The sequence below is a fragment of the Methylophilus aquaticus genome (assembly GCF_030769565.1).
Lineage (GTDB): Bacteria > Pseudomonadota > Gammaproteobacteria > Burkholderiales > Methylophilaceae > Methylophilus > Methylophilus aquaticus.
In genome coordinates, this window is the sequence record NZ_JAVCAP010000033.1 from 1 (window position 1) to 19,398 (window position 19,398).

The following is a 19,398-nucleotide window of genomic DNA, read 5'->3' on the forward strand; positions in this document are numbered from 1 at the left end:
CCGGATGAGTTTTACTTTAAACACCTGCCCGCAACACCCAAGGCAGCTTAAACAGAATCGCAAGATATTTCACTTAAAACTTCAAAGATTCTGTCCAACTAAACGGGGCCACCTCTTTTGGCTTACCGTTACGCCATACGGCAAATGCACACTCAAACACAGATTCAAATTAGCCAAGACCGCAACCAACGTTATGCGGAGGCACTACAAAGCGCATGGCACTTATTGCAATATATGAGTCCTACTGAAAACCAGCATGCCATTTTGCAATTTGAGCGCACCGGCAAAGGTAAAGACGCACAAGAGCAATACTATATTCACATCCCGAATGCTCAACGATTTATTCAAGAAATATTGCCGCAAGTGTTTTACCAACAACATAGCGGCTTATTCTGGACACCTGAGTTAAAAGGCATTGTGTTTGAATACCGCAGTATCCTCTACGGTTTTTGCCTCAAAGAAAAAGGTAGCACCTCACAGCGCGTATTAATAGAAAACGCTGAGTTGGTAAGCAAATTCAAAACCGACTATGAGCAAATGCAGGATTTATTAAAAAATGAGTTAAGCAATTTGTATCGAAAAAGCAACGATTTACAGTTTTAACAGACAGAAGGGAGGAAAATTGAAAGTAGTCAATGTGAAGAAATTAATTATAAACAATAGGTTAAATGATATTAGCTGCAGAAGCCCCAATTTCGGAGGGTAAGTACAGCTGATGGTAGCGAATCAAAAGCTGCGCGGGTGCTGCAGAAGCCCCAATTTCGGAGGGTAAGTACAGCTAGCGTAATCCACTTACTAGAGCCGACGGTGCTGCAGAAGCCCCAATTTCGGAGGGTAAGTACAGCGCTCAAGCGCGTGATATGACCGCCCGTGCAGCTGCAGAAGCCCCAATTTCGGAGGGTAAGTACAGCAAATTCGATCAATATACCCTCAGGCGTTCCGCTGCAGAAGCCCCAATTTCGGAGGGTAAGTACAGCATAAGGGTAGTACCAGCGCCAAGGGTTGTGGCTGCAGAAGCCCCAATTTCGGAGGGTAAGTACAGCCTGTAACAATCTTCTGTGTCATATCATCCTGCTGCAGAAGCCCCAATTTCGGAGGGTAAGTACAGCCACTTCAATCGTCAATACATCAGTTAAAAGGCTGCAGAAGCCCCAATTTCGGAGGGTAAGTACAGCCGCGTATTGCACCAGACGCGGGATTTGCTCGCTGCAGAAGCCCCAATTTCGGAGGGTAAGTACAGCACTCTGGTCATATTGTCAGACCTACTGCGAGCTGCAGAAGCCCCAATTTCGGAGGGTAAGTACAGCAGCCTCCGTGCAATTCCACAGCACCTACAAGCTGCAGAAGCCCCAAAATTGATGGGGTCAGTTTCAATTGCCCCCTACCCGTTTTGTCAGCTTGTTTCCGACACCTAAATATGGTGACTTAAAGCAGTTAGATTTCGATTTTGCGCGCATCCGCTTCGCTGCTTGCCTGCTTAAACCATTACATCGGAATGATGGAGAGAAGCGCGGAATGACAGTGCTTGTGAAAACAGTTGACGCATCCACCTCATAATATATACTTTAAATATATACTCAAAAGGAGGCGATGATGAAAACAGCCAAACTTTTTCAAAATGGTCAAAGCCAGGCGGTGCGCTTGCCCAAGGAGTTTCGGTTTGAGGGCGATGAGGTGTTTATCAAGCGCTCGGGCAATGCGGTGGTGTTGATTCCTGCCAACCATTCGTGGGATAGCTTATTTAGCAGCCTGGACCAGTTTAGCGATGATTTTATGGCGGAACGTGCGCAGCCAGCACAGCAAAGCCGTGAGGATTTGTTTTGAGGGTGCATCCATCATGAAGTTGATGCTTGATACCAATATCTGCATTGCGATTATCAAGCAAAAGCCGCCCGCGGTTTTGCAGCAGTTTGCGGCGTATCAAATTGGCGATATTGGTGTTTCATCTGTCACCTTGGCGGAATTGCGCTATGGGGTGGCCAAAAGCCAGCAGCGTGAAGCCAATCAGGCGGCGCTGGATGCGTTTGTATTGCCGCTGGATGTGGCCGATTTTGATGAAGCCGCTACGCAGTATTATGGGGCTTTACGTGCCAGCCTGGAAAAACAAGGCACGCCCATCGGCCCTTTGGATACCATGATTGCAGCACATGCGCTAAGCCTGGATGTGACACTGGTGACCAATAACACCAAAGAGTTTGCGCGGGTGGATGGGCTTAAATTATTAGACTGGTTTCATGCATAAACCAGCCAAATAAACTGGCTAAAAGATAGCAATATCGTGCGTGGTCTGGCAGCCATTTTAGCCATTGGCGAGCATGCGTTGTTTAAAAATGGCGGCGTCAAAAAATTGTGGTTCGCCACTGTGTACGCCTTCAATCAACGCTTTTCTAATGGAAGTACTGAATGCATTTGACGATGCCTTTATTGACGCACTGACAGCGGAGGTTTTAAAGAGCCAACAGTCAATATAACCCTCAACACAAATAAAAAGCCAGCATCTAAGGCTGGCTTTTATTTTTTCACACTGCGGTCAACACGCGCATGCAATATTCAAAGTGCTTTTATCAGTGCGTCACCCATCAGGTTTAAGCCAGCATCCACATAGCGCCCAAGCCCAACATCACACCACCCAGCAACTGGGTTGCTTTTTGTAACTGTGGATGGGTCTGGCGACCCAAGACCCAACCGAGGGCATGTAACATTGCCGTTGCCAGCACCATACCCGCGAGGCCTGACCATTGGTTGCCGATTTCCATGCCATGCACATAGCCATGCGCGGCCGCAGCGATGCTGATGACGCTAATTTGCAGCGCGCGAGGCATTTGCAGAGGGCTGATCAGTAACACCCCCATGATGACCACGCTGGCCGCGACCAGCGCTTCAGCCAGCGAAACGGGCAACCAGGTCATGGCGGCTGACGCGGCCAACGCCATGACACTCACAAACAATACCGGCAATTGCCAGCCTTGTGCGGCCGGACGGCGTGCCGCCCAAATGCCCAGCGCAACCATCACCAGCAGGTGATCCCAGCCGGTAAGCGGATGCATCAAGCCTGCGGCAAAACCACTTTCAAGGCCATGGCCCGGGTGGGCAAACGCGCTGGTGGAAGCGGTGAATGCAGCAAGCGCTAAAAGCATATTTTTTTTCATTGAGTCTTCTCCAAACGAATTGTATTTACGATGCGTAATATGGGTTACCCACCAAAACTCTGTACATTGATTAAAAGGCTAAAATTGGCACTACGCGTTTGTGGCGGTGTTGTATCGGCTTGCCACGGACGCATAGTGCCAATTTTCAAAGCATGAGGCCTTGTTTTTCGATAAAGCTGACTACCTCCTCCAACCCTTTGCCCTCTTTCAGGTTACTGAAAATAAAGGGTTTTTCACCCCGCATGCGTTTGGCATCCGTCGCCATCACATCGAGCGAGGCGCCAACCATTGGGGCAAGATCAATTTTGTTAATCACCAATAAGTCAGATTTGGTAATACCGGGGCCGCCTTTACGCGGGATTTTTTCGCCTGCGGCCACGTCAATCACGTAAATAGTAAGGTCGGATAACTCGGGGCTGAAGGTGGCTGCCAGGTTATCGCCGCCACTTTCGACAAATACGATATCCAGCGTTTGAAAGCGCTTGCTGAGCTGGTTAACCGCTTCGAGGTTAATAGAGGCATCTTCGCGGATGGCGGTGTGCGGGCAACCGCCGGTTTCCACGCCAATAATCCGTTCGGGTTCCAGCGCTTCGTTGCGGGTTAAAAAGTCGGCGTCTTCTTTGGTAAAAATATCGTTGGTGACCACGGCAATGTTGTACACCTCGCGCAGGCGCTGGCACAACGCCAGGGTGAGTGCGGTTTTGCCGGAGCCGACCGGGCCGCCAATGCCTACGCGCAGCGGCTCTTTAAACTCGGTGACTTCGGGGGTGGGGCTGCTAAATTGACTGTGTATTTTCATGATCGGAATAATCGGCTGTATTGGGTTTCGTGACAGCACCCAGCAATGCTGAGCAAAGGGTTAAAGTTGCTAATATGGTCTTCTGGCAAGGCCATGGCTTGCGCCACCATGTCGGGCAGGCGCTCGCCCAGGGCCAGCAAAATCTTCTGCCCGGCCACCTGACCCAGCGGCACGGTTTTCATGGCGGCACTGGCCTGATTTTCCAGCCAGCCCCAGGCATAAGCCTGCAAGGCATCGGCTAATGGAATTTGCCAGTGTTGTGCCACGGCCGCATACACCGTAGGGAATGCAGGCTGCGAGAGTTGTTTAATTTCTGTCAACAACGGTGTTGGCAGGTCATTTAAATCTTGCAACAAGCGCACCAGCGAGTAGCCCATCTGCCGGGTTTCGGCCCAGCCTTCGGCGGTATCCCGTCCGGCGCGGTAAAAAGCATCCCACTCGAGTACAGCTGCCATATCTTTCTGCTGCCATGCCAGGTATAAGCGTTGCAGCACAGGTAACTCAAAACGTGCCTGATAGCCAATGAGCACATCGCCTATCCACTGTTTGGCGCTGTCAAGGTCATGCACCTCACCGGACTCAATTGCCCACTCCAGCCCTTGCGAATAGGTGTACGCACCCACCGGCAACATGGGGCTCGCCAGTTGTAACAAGCGGCTGAGTGCCAAGGCGTTAGCCATGGTGTTTGCCTCTGGCAGGTGGGCGTAAATGTGGGGCGCTGTCCTCCGCATGACCATGGCGATGACCGCCACCATACGCCCCGGCTTCCGGCTCAAAGGGTGCCATCACTTCACTCACTTGCATGCCCAGGCCCAGTAGCATGTCACGCAACACGTAGTCCTGCTCCAGCCTGAGCCAGCCATCACCAATTTGCAACGGCACGTGGCGGTTACCCAGGTGGTAAGCGGCGCACATGAGGTCGCGCGGTGTGGCTGCCATGACGTTATACACCGGCTCTTGCGCGGCGACGATTTGCACCACCAGGCTGCCATCTTCGGCCTGCACCAGATCGCCCCCGCGCAGAATGATGCCACGGGTTAAAAACAAAGCGGCTTCACGGCCCGAAGCCAGCATGACACGCAAACGGCTTTTTTGCCGCTGGTCAAAGGGCAGTTCCAGGGTGTCGTCGATATGGCCACTGAGGGCAATGCGTTCGGTTAAATGGATCATGATTAAAACAGGAAGTACCGCTGTGCCATGGGCAGCACCTCTGCCGGTTCGCACACCAGCGGCATGCCATCTGCCAGCACTTCATAGGTTTCCGGGTCTACTTCAATCTTGGGCATCCAGGTGTTATGCACCATGTCTGACTTTTTCACTTCGCGCGTATTTTTAACCGGCACCAGTGGTTTTTGCAGGCCCAATGCGTGCACTTCGGGGTTTTCAAGGGCGGATTGCGAGACAAAAGTCACTGCGGTTTTCAGGCCGCCCCCATACGCGCCAAACATCGGGCGGTAATGTACCGGTTGCGGGGTAGGGATAGACGCGTTAGGGTCACCCATGGCCGCGGCCGCAATCATGCCACCTTTGATGATGGTAAACGGCTTCACGCCAAAAAAGGCAGGTTTCCACACCACGAGGTCGGCCAGCTTGCCGACTTCGACCGAGCCGACCACATGCGAGATGCCATGGGTAATGGCCGGATTAATCGTGTATTTGGCAATGTAGCGCTTGATACGATAGTTATCGTTGCCTGCGGCATCTTCTGCCAACGGGCCACGCTGGATTTTCATTTTGTGCGCGGTTTGCCAGGTACGAATAATCACTTCCCCCACCCGGCCCATGGCCTGCGAATCAGACGACATCATGGAGAAGGCGCCCAGATCATGAAAAATATCTTCGGCGGCAATCGTTTCGCGGCGGATACGGCTTTCGGCAAAGGCAATATCCTCGGCGATGGCCGGGTCCAGGTGATGGCAGACCATCAGCATATCCAGATGCTCGTCGATGGTGTTGACGGTAAAGGGCCGTGTCGGATTGGTCGATGAGGGCAGCACATTGGGCTGGCTGGCCGCTTTGATAATATCCGGCGCATGGCCACCGCCCGCCCCTTCGGTGTGGAAAGTGTGGATAGTACGGCCTTTAAACGCGCCGATGGTGGTCTCGACAAAGCCGGATTCATTCAGCGTATCGGAGTGAATCGCCACTTGTACGTCCATTTCGTCGGCCACACTCAGGCAGTTATCAATGGCGGCGGGCGTGGTGCCCCAGTCTTCGTGCAGTTTCAGGCCGATCACTCCGGCACGGACTTGTTCGCGCAGAGGCTCTGGCAGACTGGCATTGCCCTTGCCCAAAAAGCCGAGGTTCATTGGAAACGCCTCCGCCGCTTGCAGCATGCGGTGGATATGCCACGGGCCAGGCGTACAGGTGGTGGCAAAGGTGCCTGTGGCGGGCCCGGTGCCGCCGCCGATCATGGTGGTCACGCCAGACATCAGCGCTTCTTCAATTTGTTGCGGGCAGATAAAGTGGATATGCGTATCGATGCCGCCAGCGGTGATGATCATGCCTTCCCCGGCAATCACTTCGGTGCCCGCGCCAATCGCGATGGTCACGCCGGGCTGGATATCCGGGTTACCGGCTTTGCCGATGGCCGAGATATAACCGCCTTTGATGCCGATATCGGCTTTGATGATGCCCCAGTGGTCTATGATCAGGGCATTGGTGATGACCGTATCGGCCACTTCGGCCGCGAGGCCCTGCCCCTGGCCCATGCCATCGCGAATGACCTTGCCGCCGCCAAACTTGACCTCTTCGCCATAAATGGTGAAATCTTTTTCCACCTCCACCCACAGTTCGGTATCCGCCAGCCGCACTTTATCGCCCACGGTGGGGCCAAACATTTCCGCGTAGGCACGTTTATCCATACTCAGTGTTTTTTGCGCAGTCATTTCAGGCTCCCCATCACACGTCCGGCAAAGCCATAGACCTTGCGGCTACCCGCCAGGCTGACCAACTCCACCGTACGCGTTTGGCCGGGTTCAAACCGCACGGCGGTGCCCGCGGCAATATTGAGGCGACAGCCATAAGCCAGCGCGCGGTCAAACGAGAGCGCATCGTTGGTTTCATAAAAGTGGTAATGCGAACCCACCTGTATGGGACGGTCACCCTTGTTTGCCACATCCAGCGTGACGGTGTCACGCCCGGTGTTTAATTCGATGTCGCCAGCCGCGACCTGCATTTCGCCGGGAATCATGCATTGCTCCAGTGAGTTGAAGTCTGTTTATCTAACTGTTTCATATTTAGTGATGCCGAGGCATGGTACTGCAAGTATTGAGGGCAAAGTGTACATGCGCAGGCAGTACAATCCGTACGGCATGGTTGTGAACACCGCTATCTGCGCTTGCAACACCAAGCCCCTATGGAATGGGGTGGTGGACGGTGACGAGTTTTGTCCCATCCGGAAAAGTCGCTTCAATTTGTATATCCGGGATCATTTCAGGCACCCCTTCCATCACCTCATCACGCGTCAGCAGTGTGGTGCCATAGCTCATCAGCTCAGCCACCGTTTTACCGTCGCGCGCACCTTCCATAATGGCTGCGGAAATAAATGCAACCGCTTCAGGGTAATTCAACTTCAATCCACGCGCCTTGCGTCGTTCAGCCAGCAAAGAGGCCGTGAATATCAGTAACTTGTCTTTTTCTCTTGGGGTTAATTCCATCGGTTTATTCTCTGTTTATTCTGCACACACCTTAAGTGTTCCAGATACGCGGCCTGATCGCCGGTTTTTGATAATACCATGGCCGCAATTGCTGCCAGCACTGTTCAAAATATTGCTTGGCTTGTTGCGAGGCATGACCGACGTAGCGTATGCATAACACGTCAGGCAATGCAGTGACGCCCACTTTTGCACCTGCCACTGTAATCGCTCGACACGCTTGCAGCACCTCGGCGGGGACCGCGCCAGCACATACCAGAAATGTACCAAACACGGCCGCATCGCCCAAGCCGACAAGGCTGGTTTTGAGCAGATCATCGGCCTGCATATGTGCCCGTTCATTCCAGATCAACTGGTCATTACGGTGAATGCGCTGATGCCACTGATACACCCCGCGCTGCCATATTTCCTGCTGTGCCTGCCGCCCAAGGCAGACGATATCCCAGGCGGCGTAAGTGGCATCTGCCGCCAGCTGAATCTCTGCGCTGAACCCAACTTCAGCGGCATCAAATAAAATAGTTTCTTGTGGCAACCATTCGAGCCCGCTGCCAGCTTCAAGCTGAAATTGCAGGGTTTGTGTCGCGCGGGTGCCATTGGCTTTGTACCACTTGCCGGCACCCGGGGTCGTCAGCAAGGCGCGCGCACCGGCCTGGAGTGTCACGTGCAACTGCAAGGCATCACCGCCTGCAACGCCACCGGGCGGATGCACGACCACGGCATGACATACATCATCCCCTTCAGGATGCAAACTTTTCTGCACCACCAGCGGGCCTTTGTGCAGGCGGTGCGCCAGGTAAGAGCGTGCATCACGTCTGGCGAAGCCTAGCTCAAGCCTGGCTTGCCAGTGTTTGACTCCAGTTACTTGTAATGACGGGGGTGGCGTATGCTTCAAATCATCCATAACGGCATCATGCCACAGACAAACCAAAAATATTATTTTTAATACTGGCCACAGAGGTCGCAGAGAAAACTTGTTTCGCATTTAAAATGCTTTGCGCGCTGGGTCCTCTGTGGCTAAAGCAGAGACTACACAGACAGGTAGCTTTTCACCTTGGCAGCATCTACATTGTCGCGGGTATCTTCGTGAATAAAGCGGCCTTTATCAATCACGATAATACGATCGGCCACTTCCATGGTAAAGCTCAGTACCTGCTCAGAAACGATGATGGTGATTTCGCGCATTTTGCGGATCTCATTGAGCACCTTGGCAATGTCTTTAATAATCGAAGGTTGAATGCCCTCGGTGGGCTCATCCAGCAACAACACTTTCGGGTTGGTCACCAGTGCCCGGGCAATCGCCAGTTGTTGTTGCTGACCACCAGACAGGTTGCCGCCCTTGCGTTTGCGCATCTCGTGCAACACCGGGAACAGGGCAAAAATATCTTCAGGAATCTCGCCGGTGGCTGACTTTTCCAGCCCGGTTTCAATATTTTCCTGCACCGTCATATTGGGGAAAATCCAGCGGCCTTGTGGCACATAGGCCAGGCCCTTCATGACGCGGTCATGGGTAGCGGCCCCTTGCAGGTCCACGCCATCGACCGTGGCCTTGCTGGCCTTGCTGGGCAAAATGCCCATCAATGACTTGAACAGGGTGGTTTTACCCATGCCGTTACGGCCCATGATGGCCAGGGTTTCGTTTTTGTTCGCTTTAAAGTTCAAGCCATGAATCACCTGGCTTTGGCCATAACTTACCTGCAAATTTTCAATTTCAAACATGCGATACTCCTCAAGTAATGGCGCTTTAATTAATGGCCTAAATACACTTCAATCACTTTTTCGTCGGCCTGCACTTTTTCCATGGGACCTTCGGCGAGAATTTTGCCCTGGTGCAGCACGGTGACTTTGTGTGCAATTTTTTTGACGAATTCCATGTCGTGCTCAATCACAATCACCGAGCGGTTCTGGCAGATACGGTTGAGCAAGTCGGCCGTCTGGTCACGCTCTTTCGCGCTCATGCCGGCCACCGGTTCATCCAGCATCAATAATTCAGGCTCTTGCATCAACAGCATGCCGATTTCCAGCCATTGCTTCTGGCCATGGCTGAGCAAGGCAGATTCCATGTCCAGAAACTCGGTCAGCATGATGTCGGCGGCTACTCTGCGTACCTGATCTTCCACCTCTTGTGTGCGTTTAAAGGTCAGGCTACCAAATACCCCACGGCCTTTGGGGTAGGACACTTCCAGATTCTGGTATACCGTGAGGTTTTCATAAATCGAAGGATTCTGAAATTTACGCCCCACGCCTGAACGCACAATTTCGTGCTCGGACAGTTTGGTCAGTTCGGTATTGTTAAACTTGATCGATCCACCGGTAGATTTTGTTTTACCGCAGATCAAATCCAGTACGGTGGTTTTACCCGCGCCGTTGGGGCCGACCAGCACACGCAATTCGTTTTTATCGATATACATGGTCAGGTTATCCACGGCTTTAAAACCATCAAATGAGACGGTAAGATCCTCAACGGCCAAGACGAAGTCGGTATTACTCATGCTTCTGCTCCTCTAATATTCGGGCTGCTGATGGCTGCCTTTTTGCGTGTGGTTTTCTTGACGGAGGCCGCAACATCGGTAGATTCAGTTGCAGCTGCTGCTTCGGCAGACAATGTTTCAGTAAGTACAGCGTGTGTTTCTACCCCGGTTGTACTTACTTCAGGCTTTTTTGCAGTCACCGCTTTATCTTTGAACCAGCCATATTTAGTAGCGTATTTATCCCAGATTCCGGCAATGCCATTCGGGAAAAACATCACCACTGCAATAAACAGGCCACCCATCAGAAACAGCCACAGCTCAGGGTAGGTTTCGGAGAACACGGTTTTGCCGTAGTTCACCAGCAAGGTGCCATACACTGCACCGATCAGCGAAGCACGCCCGCCCACTGCACAGAAGATCACCATTTCGATCGAAGGCACAATACCGACAAACGAAGGCGACATAAAGCCGACTTGCAGCGTAAACATGGCACCACCCACCGCAGACATCATGGCGGCCAGGCAGAAGATGAAGATTTTAAAATTGGACACATCGTAGCCAGAGAAACGCACGCGTTCTTCTTTATCTCGCATGGCCAGCAGCAACATGCCGAACTTGCTGCTCATGACGTATTTAGACAGGAAAATGGCACCGAACAGCAGCAGGCCGTTGGCATAGTACAAAATGTATTTTGCAGAATCGGTACGAATATCCCAGCCAAGCATGGTACGCAAGTCAGTCATGCCGTTCACACCACCGGTGTAGCCTTGCTGACCCACAATCAGAATACTCAGAATCAGTGCCACGGCCTGGGTGATGATAGAGAAGTACACCCCGCCTACACGGCGTTTGAACATGGCATAACCAATAATGTAGGCAAACAGTGCGGGAATGGTCAGTACTGCAAAAATGGTAAACGGCAGACTCTTGAACGGCTCCCAGAACCATGGCAAGGCCGTCAACTGGTTCCAGTCCATAAAGTCGGGAATGCCCGGTGTAGACTGGATTTTGGTCGTGATGGGGTCTGAAGCTTCCAGCTTGAGGAACATGGCCATGGCATAACCGCCCAGCCCAAAAAATATGCCCTGGCCCAGACTTAAAATCCCGCCATGCCCCCACAACAGTACCAGGCCAACAGCCACAAAAGCGTAAGTCAGATATTTACCGATCAGGTTGAGGCGAAAAATATCCACCCCCAGCGGTAACACCAGGAAGATCACAGCGGCCAGCACTGCCAGCCCGATTACCCCCTGCTTACCGCCCAGCAAATCGCTGGCACACATTTTTTCCCATAAAGTCATCAAGATTCTCCTCGGTTGATGCGTCAATTCTATTGCGACAGATATAAAGTACTAATACGTCTATTTACTTATGGCAACGCGTGCGCAATCTGTGCAGGCGTTGCCCGATCTGTTATTTACGCAGTTTGGAGGCAAACAGGCCTTCCGGTTTCATCATCAGAATAGTGACGATGGCCAGCAAGGTACTGACCTTGCCCATCGAGCTGGTCATAAAGAACTGCAGTACAGACTGCGCCTGGGCGATACCGAAGGCAGACGCAATCGTGCCCACAATACTGGCTGCGCCACCAAACACCACCACCATAAAGCTGTCCACAATATAGAGCGTACCGGTGGTTGGGCCTGTGGAGGCAATCGTGGTAAAGGCGGCACCCGCAATGCCGGCAATGCCGCACCCCAGAGCAAACGTCACACGGTCCACTTTGGCCGTATTGATACCGACAGCGCCTGCCATGGTACGGTTTTGTACCGTAGCACGCACACGCAAGCCCCAGCGTGATTTATACATGAACATGTATACGCCGAAAGTGACCAGTGCTGCCAGACCCATCACAAACAGACCGTTAATCGGGATATCAATATCCGGCGTTGGATTGACCGAACCGAGCATCCACTCAGGCAATTCGGCACTGACTTCTTTGGCACCGAAGGTGGAGCGGAAGATTTGCTGCATGACCAGGCTCAAGCCCCAGGTGGCGAGCAAGGTATCCAAAGGCCGCTTGTAGAGATGCCGGATAATGGCAAACTCGACCAGATACCCCACTGCAAAGGCCAGCCCAAATGCAATGATAATGGCGAAAATAAAATAGTAATCGGTGAAGCCGTAACTGGCTGCCACCTTGGAAATCATCACGGTGGTATAGGCACCAATGGTCATAAACTCACCATGCGCCATGTTAATCACACCCATCTGCCCGAAAATAATCGCGAGACCCAGCGCCATCAGCAGCAACACTGTAAACATGCTCAGGCCTGAAAAACCCTGCATCACCACAATATTGCCTATTTCTGCCATCGAATAACCAAACATATCGGTCTCCTTAAAACATCACTTCTTTATTGGATTTTCACTACTTGTGCCAAACGGTAGCCGGAGAATTCCGGCTACCGTTTAAGCCTTTAGGCCACTACCAGATTATTGGTAGCCTTTTGGAAATGGATCAGGTTTGATGTAGCCAGAAGTGTAGACCACTTTAGCTTGACCATCTTTACCCCATTGACCAATACGCAGCTTGGTGGTCAGGTGATGGTTAGCTTCTACAGTCACAGGACCTTCAGGTGCATCTTTGAACTCGTAACCTGGCAATGCAGCTTGTACCTTGTCTACGTCAAAGCTACCGGCACGTTCAACTGCAGCTTTGTACAACCATGGGCCCAGATAAGCAGCTTGAGTCACGTCGCCGATTACAGCATCTTTACCCCAGCGTTTTTTGAATGCTTCCACAAATTTCTTGTTGGCATCATTGTCTTGCGACTGGAAGTATTTCATGGCTGAGTAGAAACCAGCCAGGTTTTCACCGCCAATACCCAATACTTCATCTTCAGTCACGGAGATGGTCAGCATGGTTTGCTTGCTTGAGTTCAAGCCCGCTGCGTTCAACTGTTTGAACCATGCCACGTTACTGCCGCCCACGACCGCTGCGTAGATCACGTCAGGCTTTTTCAGTTTGATTTTGTTGATCACAGAACCAAATTGCGTGTCACCCAAAGCGATGTACTCTTCACCTACCACTTTACCGCCCAGATGTTGCTCGATGTGTTTACGCGCAATTTTCATCGAAGTACGTGGCCAGATGTAGTCAGACCCAATCAGGTAGAACGTTTTGGCTTTCTTCTCTTTAGCGATCCAGTCCAGACCTGCCAGAATTTGTTGTGTGGCTTCCTGACCTGTGTAGAACACGTTTTTGGATTGCTCCAGACCTTCGTAGAAGGTTGGGTAGAACAACAAGCCATTGTCTTTTTCAAACACTGGCAAGGCCGCTTTACGTGAAGCTGAAGTCCAGCAACCCATCACAGAAGCCACTTTGTCTTTTTCCAGCAGTTTCTTTGCTTTTTCAGCAAATGTTGGCCAGTCAGATGCACCATCTTCCTGAATCACTTCGATCTTGCGACCCAAGATACCGCCCATGGCATTGATTTGTTCAATCGCCAGCTTTTCAGCTTGAATAGATCCGGTTTCACTGATCGCCATGGTGCCGGTGGCAGAGTGAAGAATACCTACTTTGACTGTAGTGTCTGTCACTGCCAGACCCGTCGTATTGACTTTAGCAGTCGGATAATCCGCAGCAAATGCGTGGCCAGTCACGAGGCCTGCTGCCATCATGGCGCCAACCAGCGCACCACTGACTTTCATAAAACCTCTTCTGTTTAAGGTACTCATTACATCTTCTCCTTTATGGATAAATCAACAAATGACATCATTAAAATATTGCTTGGCAGCGGCCTGACACTTAATGTCCAACCATCCACGGCCGGGCCGTTCTTTTGGTCTGCATTTGCAATGCAGGCTTGCCAGTTTCTTCATTCACCTTGGTGGTGGTTTTACAGGTATGACTGCCTGTACACCCACAGCTTGAACGTCTTGCACTCCGAGGCTCATGTGCAGATTTCTCGTTACGCTCATGCGCAGACCGTTGCAATTTGCTCATGATGGCCAGCTTGGGCACCGACAGGATGCGTGGGCTGACGGCCCCACAACAATCACACTCGGCTGGCAAGCTGGACTCGCTCATTTTGCGCAGCGCAGTAAATACGCCACAACTGTCACATTCATATTCGTACAAAGGCATCTGCACACCTCCTTATGAAGTATAGGAAACATCAATACCCGGTGGCACCATGATCTTCGGTCCGTCAGCATTCGGACGAATGTCGAACTCAAAGATCTCGGTGGGGATCCACAAGGTGGCGCAGGCGTTAGGGATATCGACAATACCGCTGATATGCCCTTCAACCGGTGCGGTACCCAGAATCGATACCGCCTGTTCGCCGCTGTAACCAAATTTCTTCAGGTACTCAATCGCGTTCAGGCAAGCCTGACGGTAAGCCACATGCACATCCAGATAGTGCTGTTTGCCAGCCTCATCAACCGAGATCCCTTCAAAAATCACATAATCACGGTAGGTGGGTGTAATTGGACTTGGTTGGAAAATCGGGTTTTTAATACCGTATTTCTTCACGCCATCTTTAATCAGGCTAACTTTGATATCCAGATAACCGGCCATCTCAATCGCGCCGCAGAAAGTAATTTCGCCATCGCCTTGTGAGAAGTGCAGGTCACCCATGGACAGGCCACCGTCTTTCACATAAACAGGGAAATACACTTTTGAACCCTTGGTCAGGTTTTTGATGTCGCAGTTACCACCATGGTCACGCGGCGGCACAGTACGCGCACCCTCAGCAGCCGCAGCTTTGGCTGCATCGCCGGTCAACTTACCCATCACCGCGGCTTTTGGTTCTGGCGGCAAGGCCAGCGCCGGTACACGGTCAGGATCGGTTGCAATCAAGGCCGCTTCACGCTTGTTCCAGGTTTCGAGCAATTCACGTGAAGGCAAACAGCCAATCAGGCCAGGGTGCATAATGCCGGCATAACGCACTTTTGGAATATGGCGCGAAGTGGTGTATACCCCGTGGAAATCCCAGATGGATTTGCTGGCTTCAGGAAAGTGGTCAACGAGAAAGCCGCCGCCATTTTCCTTTGCAAAAATACCGTTAAAACCCCACTGAGAATCCTCAAAAGTACCCACATCCAGAATATCCACCACCATCAGGTCGCCCGGCTCGGCACCTTCAACGCCGATCGGGCCACTCAGGTAGTGCACCTGGGTCAAGTCCACGTCACGAATGTCATTGGCGCTGTCGTTGTTGCCAATCTGGCCACCGGTCCAGTCCATACATTCCACACGGAACTCGTCACCCGGCTTGACCATGGCAATCATGGGCAGGTCGGGGTGCCAACGGTTATGAATCTGACCGTCTTGCTCCCAGGGTTTCTTATCCAAATCCAACTTCACTATTGTTTTCATTACACTCATCTCCTTTGTGAGAAAGGGTTATAAGTCATTCATTAGAATTGCATTTGCAGGGCGACTTTTAAGAAATTGTCGCTCGATGCACCTGAAGTATCTGTCTTGCCGTAAGTTGCCGTGATGACAGAGTTGTATGGCGCAATCACGTAGTTAGCACCGACTTCCATACGCTTGGTGTCGCCACCTGTTCTGGAGTTGGTGAAAACATTAGTGGTCGAATTAAACGAGGTAGTACCATCGGCATCAAACTTTTGGTAGCGTACGATAGGCATAAATTTGCCCCAACCTACTGGCTCGCTAAACAAATAGCCCAAACCGGCTGAGTACGCTTTGCCTTGTTCACCCAGAAATACATTGTCGGTGTCATAGTAGTAGTAGGCTGCTTCAGCTGAGAATGTGCCTGGGCCCACATCTTTTTTCTCTAACAAGAAATCAACGCTGTAAGATTTGTAATCACCAACCGCATTGGACACTGACGGGGCAACTGAACCATCTTTTTTCATACGGCCAGCAATGCCGATTGAGAGAATATCTTTGGCACCAAAGTAGTTACCTGTGCCGTAGTACCCTGGCTCAGCATCCCAAAAGTTGTATTGCACGCGACCGGCATACATCAAATTATCTTTAGTTGTTGTAGATTGTGACTGCGCACCTACACCACTAAAGCGGAAAATCTGATTACCTTCAAACGCACCAAATGAGATAGCAAGGTGGTCTTCGAGGAAGCTGGAAACAACAGCTACACCGTCGTCACGACCAATTACGCCGCCGTTCCAGCCATAACGTGAAGCAATATTGGCCCAGTAGCCGCCACCCATAGAGTAGTAAGGACCAGCCATATTTGCACGGTCACTAGGTGATAGGAAACGACCCGCCCAGATAGAAACTTCCGGCGTTAACTGGAACTGAACGTTCGCGTCAATCACTTCGACGTTAGAACCAGCAGAGCCGCCACCTGATTTTTCAGTGTTCAGCATGCCTTTAATATATTTGTTAAATGAACCAGACAAATACAAACGGGCACTGTCTAATGTAAAGTCATTGGAACGATCACTGTTGCTATTTACCGCATCCTCAACAGAGTTATAACTGGTGATAAAACCGAAGCCTGCACTGATATACTTGTCTTCGCCGAAACTAATCGTAGCCCCTGCGTTTGCCAGTTGTGCACCAGTTGCGCACACCATGGCTACTGCAGTATGTAAGGCACATTTTTTCAAATTCATCATAAAACTCCCTTTCTCGTTAAATTGAAACTACTTCAGTCGATCAAAACTTGGGTGTAGCTTAACGAGCAGGCGATGCCGGACAAATACGTCAATTTGCGTAGTGTCGTGAGTACAGAATCGCAGCTAGACTGCGCTTAACAATATGTGATTGGATGGACAATGCGTTTTTTAACTTACCTGATATTGGCTGGCTTACTTGCGAGTTGTGGCGAGCTTTCTTACAAACAAGGCGGCTCGCCCCAAGATATAGAACGAGCCCATCGCGCCTGCCGTGGCAGTGGTGACGAACTGAATGCATGCCTGGCTGAGCATGGCTGGCAAAAACCGCAGGCCGATCAGTTTGACCCTTTGTTTGCCACGGTCAGCGTGACAGATAACCGGCAAGATCAGGCGGGCAAACCCAGCCCTATCATTGAAATAGCGCCAAAACCTGTGCCTAAAACTTCGCCAGCCGCTGTGGTAAAAACACCACAACAGCCTGCAGCAACCCCTGATTTGCCTGCGCAAAGCGAGCTTGCGACTACGCCGCCCGCCCATTCAACACTCAATGATGGCCCTGACGTTGAATATGCAATTAATTCGTGGTGGAAAATGGGCGCCTTCCCTGACAAGCTGAAGCAGGATCAGCGCAGTTGCGAGAAAAAACTGGGGCAGGATTATTTGCCCGATTACAAAACACAAACCTATAAGCGTGCATTTGTCGTCTGCATGCATGACCTTGGCTGGATGGCTGTGCGTAATATTAAGTAAGCGGCTTCGTCAGGAAAGTTGATCAACACAATCTATGACCGGCTTTCGCCGGTCATTTTTTATTCTGCAAACCGCATGTTCACGCATCTACTCCCAGTTCACGTTTGCCAGCAGACATGGCTGTCAGCAGATTCTTACACGCATATCAGACTTTTATGACTGCCCTCAGAAGACCTGTTTTTACACAATGCGCTCATGCATTGACGACCACCTCTAGAGTGAGACAGGCAACGATGCGCTAATTAAATATGGGATGCGTAATGATTAAAAAATTAATAGTGGGTGCGTTATTCATGGCAGGGTCAGTGACTGCGATTGCAGATGTAGGTGTGGCTGTCAGCGTGGGACAACCGGGCTTTTATGGACAGCTTGTGCTGGGCAATAGCTATCCGGCTCCACAAGTCATTTATCCTCAGCCAGTGATTATCCAGCCACCACCCGTGGCCATTGTGCAGCCACCCATGTATTTGCGCGTGCCACCTGGCCACAGGAAACAATGGGGCCGTTATTGTGGCGGCTATGGTGCATGCGGCCGACAAGTATATTTTGTACAGAACACCTGGTATCAAAACGTATACGCACCCCGCTATAACGCAGAGGCTGGCAGGCCTGGCCATGGGCCGGAAAACCACTGGGATGACCATGGGCACGGCCACAAGCATGAGGGCCCTGGTAGAGGAAACGGCCGAGGTCATGGCCCACACTAAGCCCCCCCTTATCAAGAGTGCAAACATCTGCCCCGGATAGTATCTAAAGATACTTGAGAGGCTAAGGTAAAACATATTCCAGCCTGTCGTTATCATCACTCAGTGGTGTCCATTGAATCAGTGAGCGTTGAAAAAGCATAAGTGAATAGTGCTTTTTCAGCGTTTGGTTGAGACTGGGCCATGCCATACTTTTAAAGATGATGGCGCAAGCTGTTGAGTTACGCCCCTGCTTTATTTGCAAATGCCTTTAAGGCTGCCCCTTGCTGCAACCATCGACAGTGAGTTGAATAGAACTTTTTCACAGACTAGCACTCTCATGATTTGAGTGCTAAAATTAACTTAAATCTTCTATATAAGGAGCTTTATTATCAACGCTTTAACATTACCTGTGATTGCCTCGGCTGATAGTCTGGACCATTACTTGCGCACCATCAAACAATTTCCGGTGCTCAGCGCAGAGGAGGAACATACCTACGCCACCCAGCTCAAGCAGAGCGGCGATCTGGAAGCCGCACGCGCACTGATCGTGTCGCACCTGCGCTTGGTTGCCAGTATTGCACGCGGTTACAGCGGCTATGGCTTACCACAATCAGATCTGATTCAGGAAGGTAACATTGGCCTGATGAAAGCGGTTAAACGCTTTGACCCTGATCGTGGTGTGCGTCTGGTTTCTTTTGCCATGCACTGGATTAAGGCCGAGATTCATGAATATATTGTGCGTAACTGGCGCCTGGTAAAAACAGCCACCACCAAAGCGCAACGCAAGCTGTTTTTCAACTTGCGCAGCATGAAGCAAGGGTATGAAACGCTGAGTCAGGATGACGTGCAGCGCATCGCGACCGAACTGAATGTCAAACCGGAAGAAGTGTCCGAGATGGAGTACCGCCTGAATGGTCAGGAGATTTCTCTCGATGCACAGATGGATGATGACGGTGAAGATGTTTACAGTCCGATTGCGTATCTGGAAGATGAAGGCCCGGAACCTTCTATCTTGCTGGAAAACCTGCAAACCGAGCATTTGCAAAGCGAGGGCCTGAGTATGGCCTTACAGCAACTGGATGATCGCAGCCGCCGTGTATTACAGGCACGCTGGTTAACGGAAGGTAGCGCATCCACTTTGCATGACCTGGCCGCCGAGTTTAATGTATCTGCGGAGCGTATTCGCCAGATTGAGCAAAAAGCGATGCAAAAAATCAAAACGTTTATGCTGGAAAGCAAGTAACTCTTTTTACTGCTAAAAACAGAAACGGGGGCAAATGCCCCCGTTTCTGTTTTTAGCATCAGTCATCAAGATGGCTGCGTATGCCCTCA

At 51.2% G+C, this 19,398-nt stretch carries 22 protein-coding genes and 1 CRISPR repeat array; of the genes, 6 read left to right on the forward strand and 16 right to left on the reverse strand.

Going from position 1 to position 19,398, the window contains the following annotated elements:
• Positions 1 to 117 precede the first annotated feature (117 nt).
• The 3 genes from csx28 to vapC all read left to right on the forward strand — a co-directional run bounded on the left by csx28 (position 118) and on the right by vapC (position 2,242).
• Entirely contained in the window at positions 118 to 603 is a 486-nt protein-coding gene (csx28, locus tag Q9291_RS12925) for a type VI-B CRISPR accessory protein Csx28 (protein ID WP_306390508.1), read from the forward strand.
• Positions 604 to 677: 74 nt separating this feature from the next.
• A CRISPR array of direct repeats spans positions 678 to 1,307; the repeat unit is 36 nt; unit sequence GCTGCAGAAGCCCCAATTTCGGAGGGTAAGTACAGC.
• Between the two features lie 286 nt (positions 1,308 to 1,593).
• A complete protein-coding gene (vapB, locus tag Q9291_RS12930; protein WP_306390509.1) occupies positions 1,594 to 1,824 on the forward strand; it encodes a type II toxin-antitoxin system antitoxin VapB in 231 nt (76 codons plus the stop codon).
• A 13-nt stretch (positions 1,825 to 1,837) separates the two neighbouring features.
• A complete protein-coding gene (gene vapC, locus Q9291_RS12935) occupies positions 1,838 to 2,242 on the forward strand; it encodes a type II toxin-antitoxin system tRNA(fMet)-specific endonuclease VapC (RefSeq protein WP_306390510.1) in 405 nt (134 codons plus the stop codon).
• Positions 2,243 to 2,585: 343 nt separating this feature from the next.
• Here vapC and Q9291_RS12940 read toward each other — a convergent pair whose 3' ends face one another.
• From Q9291_RS12940 to Q9291_RS13015, 16 genes are all read right to left on the reverse strand, one after another.
• Positions 2,586 to 3,149 (reverse strand): HupE/UreJ family protein, encoded by a 564-nt coding sequence (locus Q9291_RS12940; protein WP_306390511.1) that lies wholly within the window; start codon positions 3,147 to 3,149, stop codon positions 2,586 to 2,588.
• Between the two features lie 145 nt (positions 3,150 to 3,294).
• Positions 3,295 to 3,948, reverse strand: a complete 654-nt coding sequence (gene ureG / locus Q9291_RS12945) for an urease accessory protein UreG (RefSeq protein ID WP_306390512.1) — start codon at positions 3,946 to 3,948, stop codon at positions 3,295 to 3,297.
• Entirely contained in the window at positions 3,945 to 4,628 is a 684-nt protein-coding gene (locus Q9291_RS12950; RefSeq protein ID WP_306390513.1) for an urease accessory protein UreF, read from the reverse strand. The genes ureG and Q9291_RS12950 overlap by 4 nt, the downstream gene beginning before the upstream one ends.
• Positions 4,621 to 5,118, reverse strand: coding sequence for an urease accessory protein UreE (gene ureE / locus Q9291_RS12955; RefSeq protein ID WP_306390515.1), 498 nt, complete (start codon positions 5,116 to 5,118; stop codon positions 4,621 to 4,623). The genes Q9291_RS12950 and ureE overlap by 8 nt, the downstream gene beginning before the upstream one ends.
• A 2-nt stretch (positions 5,119 to 5,120) precedes the next feature.
• Positions 5,121 to 6,836 carry an urease subunit alpha gene (ureC, locus tag Q9291_RS12960; protein WP_306390516.1) on the reverse strand — a complete coding sequence of 572 codons (1,716 nt, stop codon included), beginning with the start codon at positions 6,834 to 6,836 and terminating at the stop codon, positions 5,121 to 5,123.
• The gene (locus tag Q9291_RS12965; protein WP_306390517.1) at positions 6,833 to 7,141 is read right to left on the reverse strand and encodes an urease subunit beta; all 309 of its coding nucleotides are present in this window, start codon (positions 7,139 to 7,141) and stop codon (positions 6,833 to 6,835) included. Before Q9291_RS12965 ends, ureC begins: the two co-directional genes overlap by 4 nt.
• A 163-nt stretch (positions 7,142 to 7,304) precedes the next feature.
• On the reverse strand, positions 7,305 to 7,607 hold the full coding sequence (gene ureA / locus Q9291_RS12970; protein WP_306390518.1) for an urease subunit gamma: 303 nt from the start codon (positions 7,605 to 7,607) through the stop codon (positions 7,305 to 7,307).
• Between the two features lie 31 nt (positions 7,608 to 7,638).
• Entirely contained in the window at positions 7,639 to 8,505 is an 867-nt protein-coding gene (locus Q9291_RS12975) for an urease accessory protein UreD (protein WP_306390519.1), read from the reverse strand.
• 125 nt (positions 8,506 to 8,630) lie between these two features.
• Positions 8,631 to 9,320: an urea ABC transporter ATP-binding subunit UrtE gene (gene urtE, locus Q9291_RS12980; RefSeq protein WP_306390520.1), complete on the reverse strand. Its 690-nt coding sequence runs from the start codon at positions 9,318 to 9,320 to the stop codon at positions 8,631 to 8,633.
• A gap of 29 nt (positions 9,321 to 9,349) precedes the next feature.
• Positions 9,350 to 10,093, reverse strand: coding sequence for an urea ABC transporter ATP-binding protein UrtD (urtD, locus tag Q9291_RS12985; RefSeq protein WP_306390521.1), 744 nt, complete (start codon positions 10,091 to 10,093; stop codon positions 9,350 to 9,352).
• The gene (urtC, locus tag Q9291_RS12990; RefSeq protein WP_306390522.1) at positions 10,090 to 11,373 is read right to left on the reverse strand and encodes an urea ABC transporter permease subunit UrtC; all 1,284 of its coding nucleotides are present in this window, start codon (positions 11,371 to 11,373) and stop codon (positions 10,090 to 10,092) included. The genes urtD and urtC overlap by 4 nt, the downstream gene beginning before the upstream one ends.
• 112 nt (positions 11,374 to 11,485) lie before the next feature.
• On the reverse strand, positions 11,486 to 12,403 hold the full coding sequence (gene urtB / locus Q9291_RS12995; RefSeq protein WP_306390523.1) for an urea ABC transporter permease subunit UrtB: 918 nt from the start codon (positions 12,401 to 12,403) through the stop codon (positions 11,486 to 11,488).
• 105 nt (positions 12,404 to 12,508) lie between these two features.
• On the reverse strand, positions 12,509 to 13,753 hold the full coding sequence (gene urtA, locus Q9291_RS13000) for an urea ABC transporter substrate-binding protein (RefSeq protein WP_306390524.1): 1,245 nt from the start codon (positions 13,751 to 13,753) through the stop codon (positions 12,509 to 12,511).
• Between the two features lie 70 nt (positions 13,754 to 13,823).
• Positions 13,824 to 14,162, reverse strand: a complete 339-nt coding sequence (locus Q9291_RS13005; RefSeq protein ID WP_306390526.1) for an FmdB family zinc ribbon protein — start codon at positions 14,160 to 14,162, stop codon at positions 13,824 to 13,826.
• A 12-nt stretch (positions 14,163 to 14,174) separates the two neighbouring features.
• On the reverse strand, positions 14,175 to 15,398 hold the full coding sequence (fmdA, locus tag Q9291_RS13010) for a formamidase (protein WP_306390527.1): 1,224 nt from the start codon (positions 15,396 to 15,398) through the stop codon (positions 14,175 to 14,177).
• A 41-nt stretch (positions 15,399 to 15,439) separates the two neighbouring features.
• Positions 15,440 to 16,630: a putative porin gene (locus Q9291_RS13015; protein WP_306390528.1), complete on the reverse strand. Its 1,191-nt coding sequence runs from the start codon at positions 16,628 to 16,630 to the stop codon at positions 15,440 to 15,442.
• 159 nt (positions 16,631 to 16,789) lie between these two features.
• Here Q9291_RS13015 and Q9291_RS13020 point away from each other — a divergent pair, with 159 nt between their 5' ends.
• The 3 genes from Q9291_RS13020 to rpoH all read left to right on the forward strand — a co-directional run bounded on the left by Q9291_RS13020 (position 16,790) and on the right by rpoH (position 19,309).
• Entirely contained in the window at positions 16,790 to 17,380 is a 591-nt protein-coding gene (locus tag Q9291_RS13020; protein ID WP_306390529.1) for a hypothetical protein, read from the forward strand.
• Between the two features lie 260 nt (positions 17,381 to 17,640).
• Positions 17,641 to 18,087, forward strand: coding sequence for a hypothetical protein (locus Q9291_RS13025; RefSeq protein ID WP_306390530.1), 447 nt, complete (start codon positions 17,641 to 17,643; stop codon positions 18,085 to 18,087).
• 388 nt (positions 18,088 to 18,475) lie between these two features.
• Positions 18,476 to 19,309, forward strand: a complete 834-nt coding sequence (gene rpoH / locus Q9291_RS13030; RefSeq protein WP_306390532.1) for an RNA polymerase sigma factor RpoH — start codon at positions 18,476 to 18,478, stop codon at positions 19,307 to 19,309.
• The last annotated feature ends 89 nt before the right edge of the window (positions 19,310 to 19,398 follow it).

Bases quoted from the DNA above. Each gene is read 5' to 3' on its own strand.
- vapB (WP_306390509.1), top strand. From the start codon at position 1,594: ATGAAAACAGCCAAACTTTTTCAAAATGGTCAAAGCCAGGCGGTGCGC.
- vapC (WP_306390510.1), top strand. From the start codon at position 1,838: ATGAAGTTGATGCTTGATACCAATATCTGCATTGCGATTATCAAGCAA.
- Q9291_RS12940 (WP_306390511.1), bottom strand. From the start codon at position 3,149: ATGAAAAAAAATATGCTTTTAGCGCTTGCTGCATTCACCGCTTCCACC.
- ureG (WP_306390512.1), bottom strand. From the start codon at position 3,948: ATGAAAATACACAGTCAATTTAGCAGCCCCACCCCCGAAGTCACCGAG.
- Q9291_RS12950 (WP_306390513.1), bottom strand. From the start codon at position 4,628: ATGGCTAACGCCTTGGCACTCAGCCGCTTGTTACAACTGGCGAGCCCC.
- ureE (WP_306390515.1), bottom strand. From the start codon at position 5,118: ATGATCCATTTAACCGAACGCATTGCCCTCAGTGGCCATATCGACGAC.
- ureC (WP_306390516.1), bottom strand. From the start codon at position 6,836: ATGACTGCGCAAAAAACACTGAGTATGGATAAACGTGCCTACGCGGAA.
- Q9291_RS12965 (WP_306390517.1), bottom strand. From the start codon at position 7,141: ATGATTCCCGGCGAAATGCAGGTCGCGGCTGGCGACATCGAATTAAAC.
- ureA (WP_306390518.1), bottom strand. From the start codon at position 7,607: ATGGAATTAACCCCAAGAGAAAAAGACAAGTTACTGATATTCACGGCC.
- Q9291_RS12975 (WP_306390519.1), bottom strand. From the start codon at position 8,505: ATGGATGATTTGAAGCATACGCCACCCCCGTCATTACAAGTAACTGGA.
- urtE (WP_306390520.1), bottom strand. From the start codon at position 9,320: ATGTTTGAAATTGAAAATTTGCAGGTAAGTTATGGCCAAAGCCAGGTG.
- urtD (WP_306390521.1), bottom strand. From the start codon at position 10,093: ATGAGTAATACCGACTTCGTCTTGGCCGTTGAGGATCTTACCGTCTCA.
- urtC (WP_306390522.1), bottom strand. From the start codon at position 11,373: ATGACTTTATGGGAAAAAATGTGTGCCAGCGATTTGCTGGGCGGTAAG.
- urtB (WP_306390523.1), bottom strand. From the start codon at position 12,403: ATGTTTGGTTATTCGATGGCAGAAATAGGCAATATTGTGGTGATGCAG.
- urtA (WP_306390524.1), bottom strand. From the start codon at position 13,753: ATGAGTACCTTAAACAGAAGAGGTTTTATGAAAGTCAGTGGTGCGCTG.
- Q9291_RS13005 (WP_306390526.1), bottom strand. From the start codon at position 14,162: ATGCCTTTGTACGAATATGAATGTGACAGTTGTGGCGTATTTACTGCG.
- fmdA (WP_306390527.1), bottom strand. From the start codon at position 15,398: ATGAAAACAATAGTGAAGTTGGATTTGGATAAGAAACCCTGGGAGCAA.
- Q9291_RS13015 (WP_306390528.1), bottom strand. From the start codon at position 16,630: ATGATGAATTTGAAAAAATGTGCCTTACATACTGCAGTAGCCATGGTG.
- Q9291_RS13020 (WP_306390529.1), top strand. From the start codon at position 16,790: ATGCGTTTTTTAACTTACCTGATATTGGCTGGCTTACTTGCGAGTTGT.
- Q9291_RS13025 (WP_306390530.1), top strand. From the start codon at position 17,641: ATGATTAAAAAATTAATAGTGGGTGCGTTATTCATGGCAGGGTCAGTG.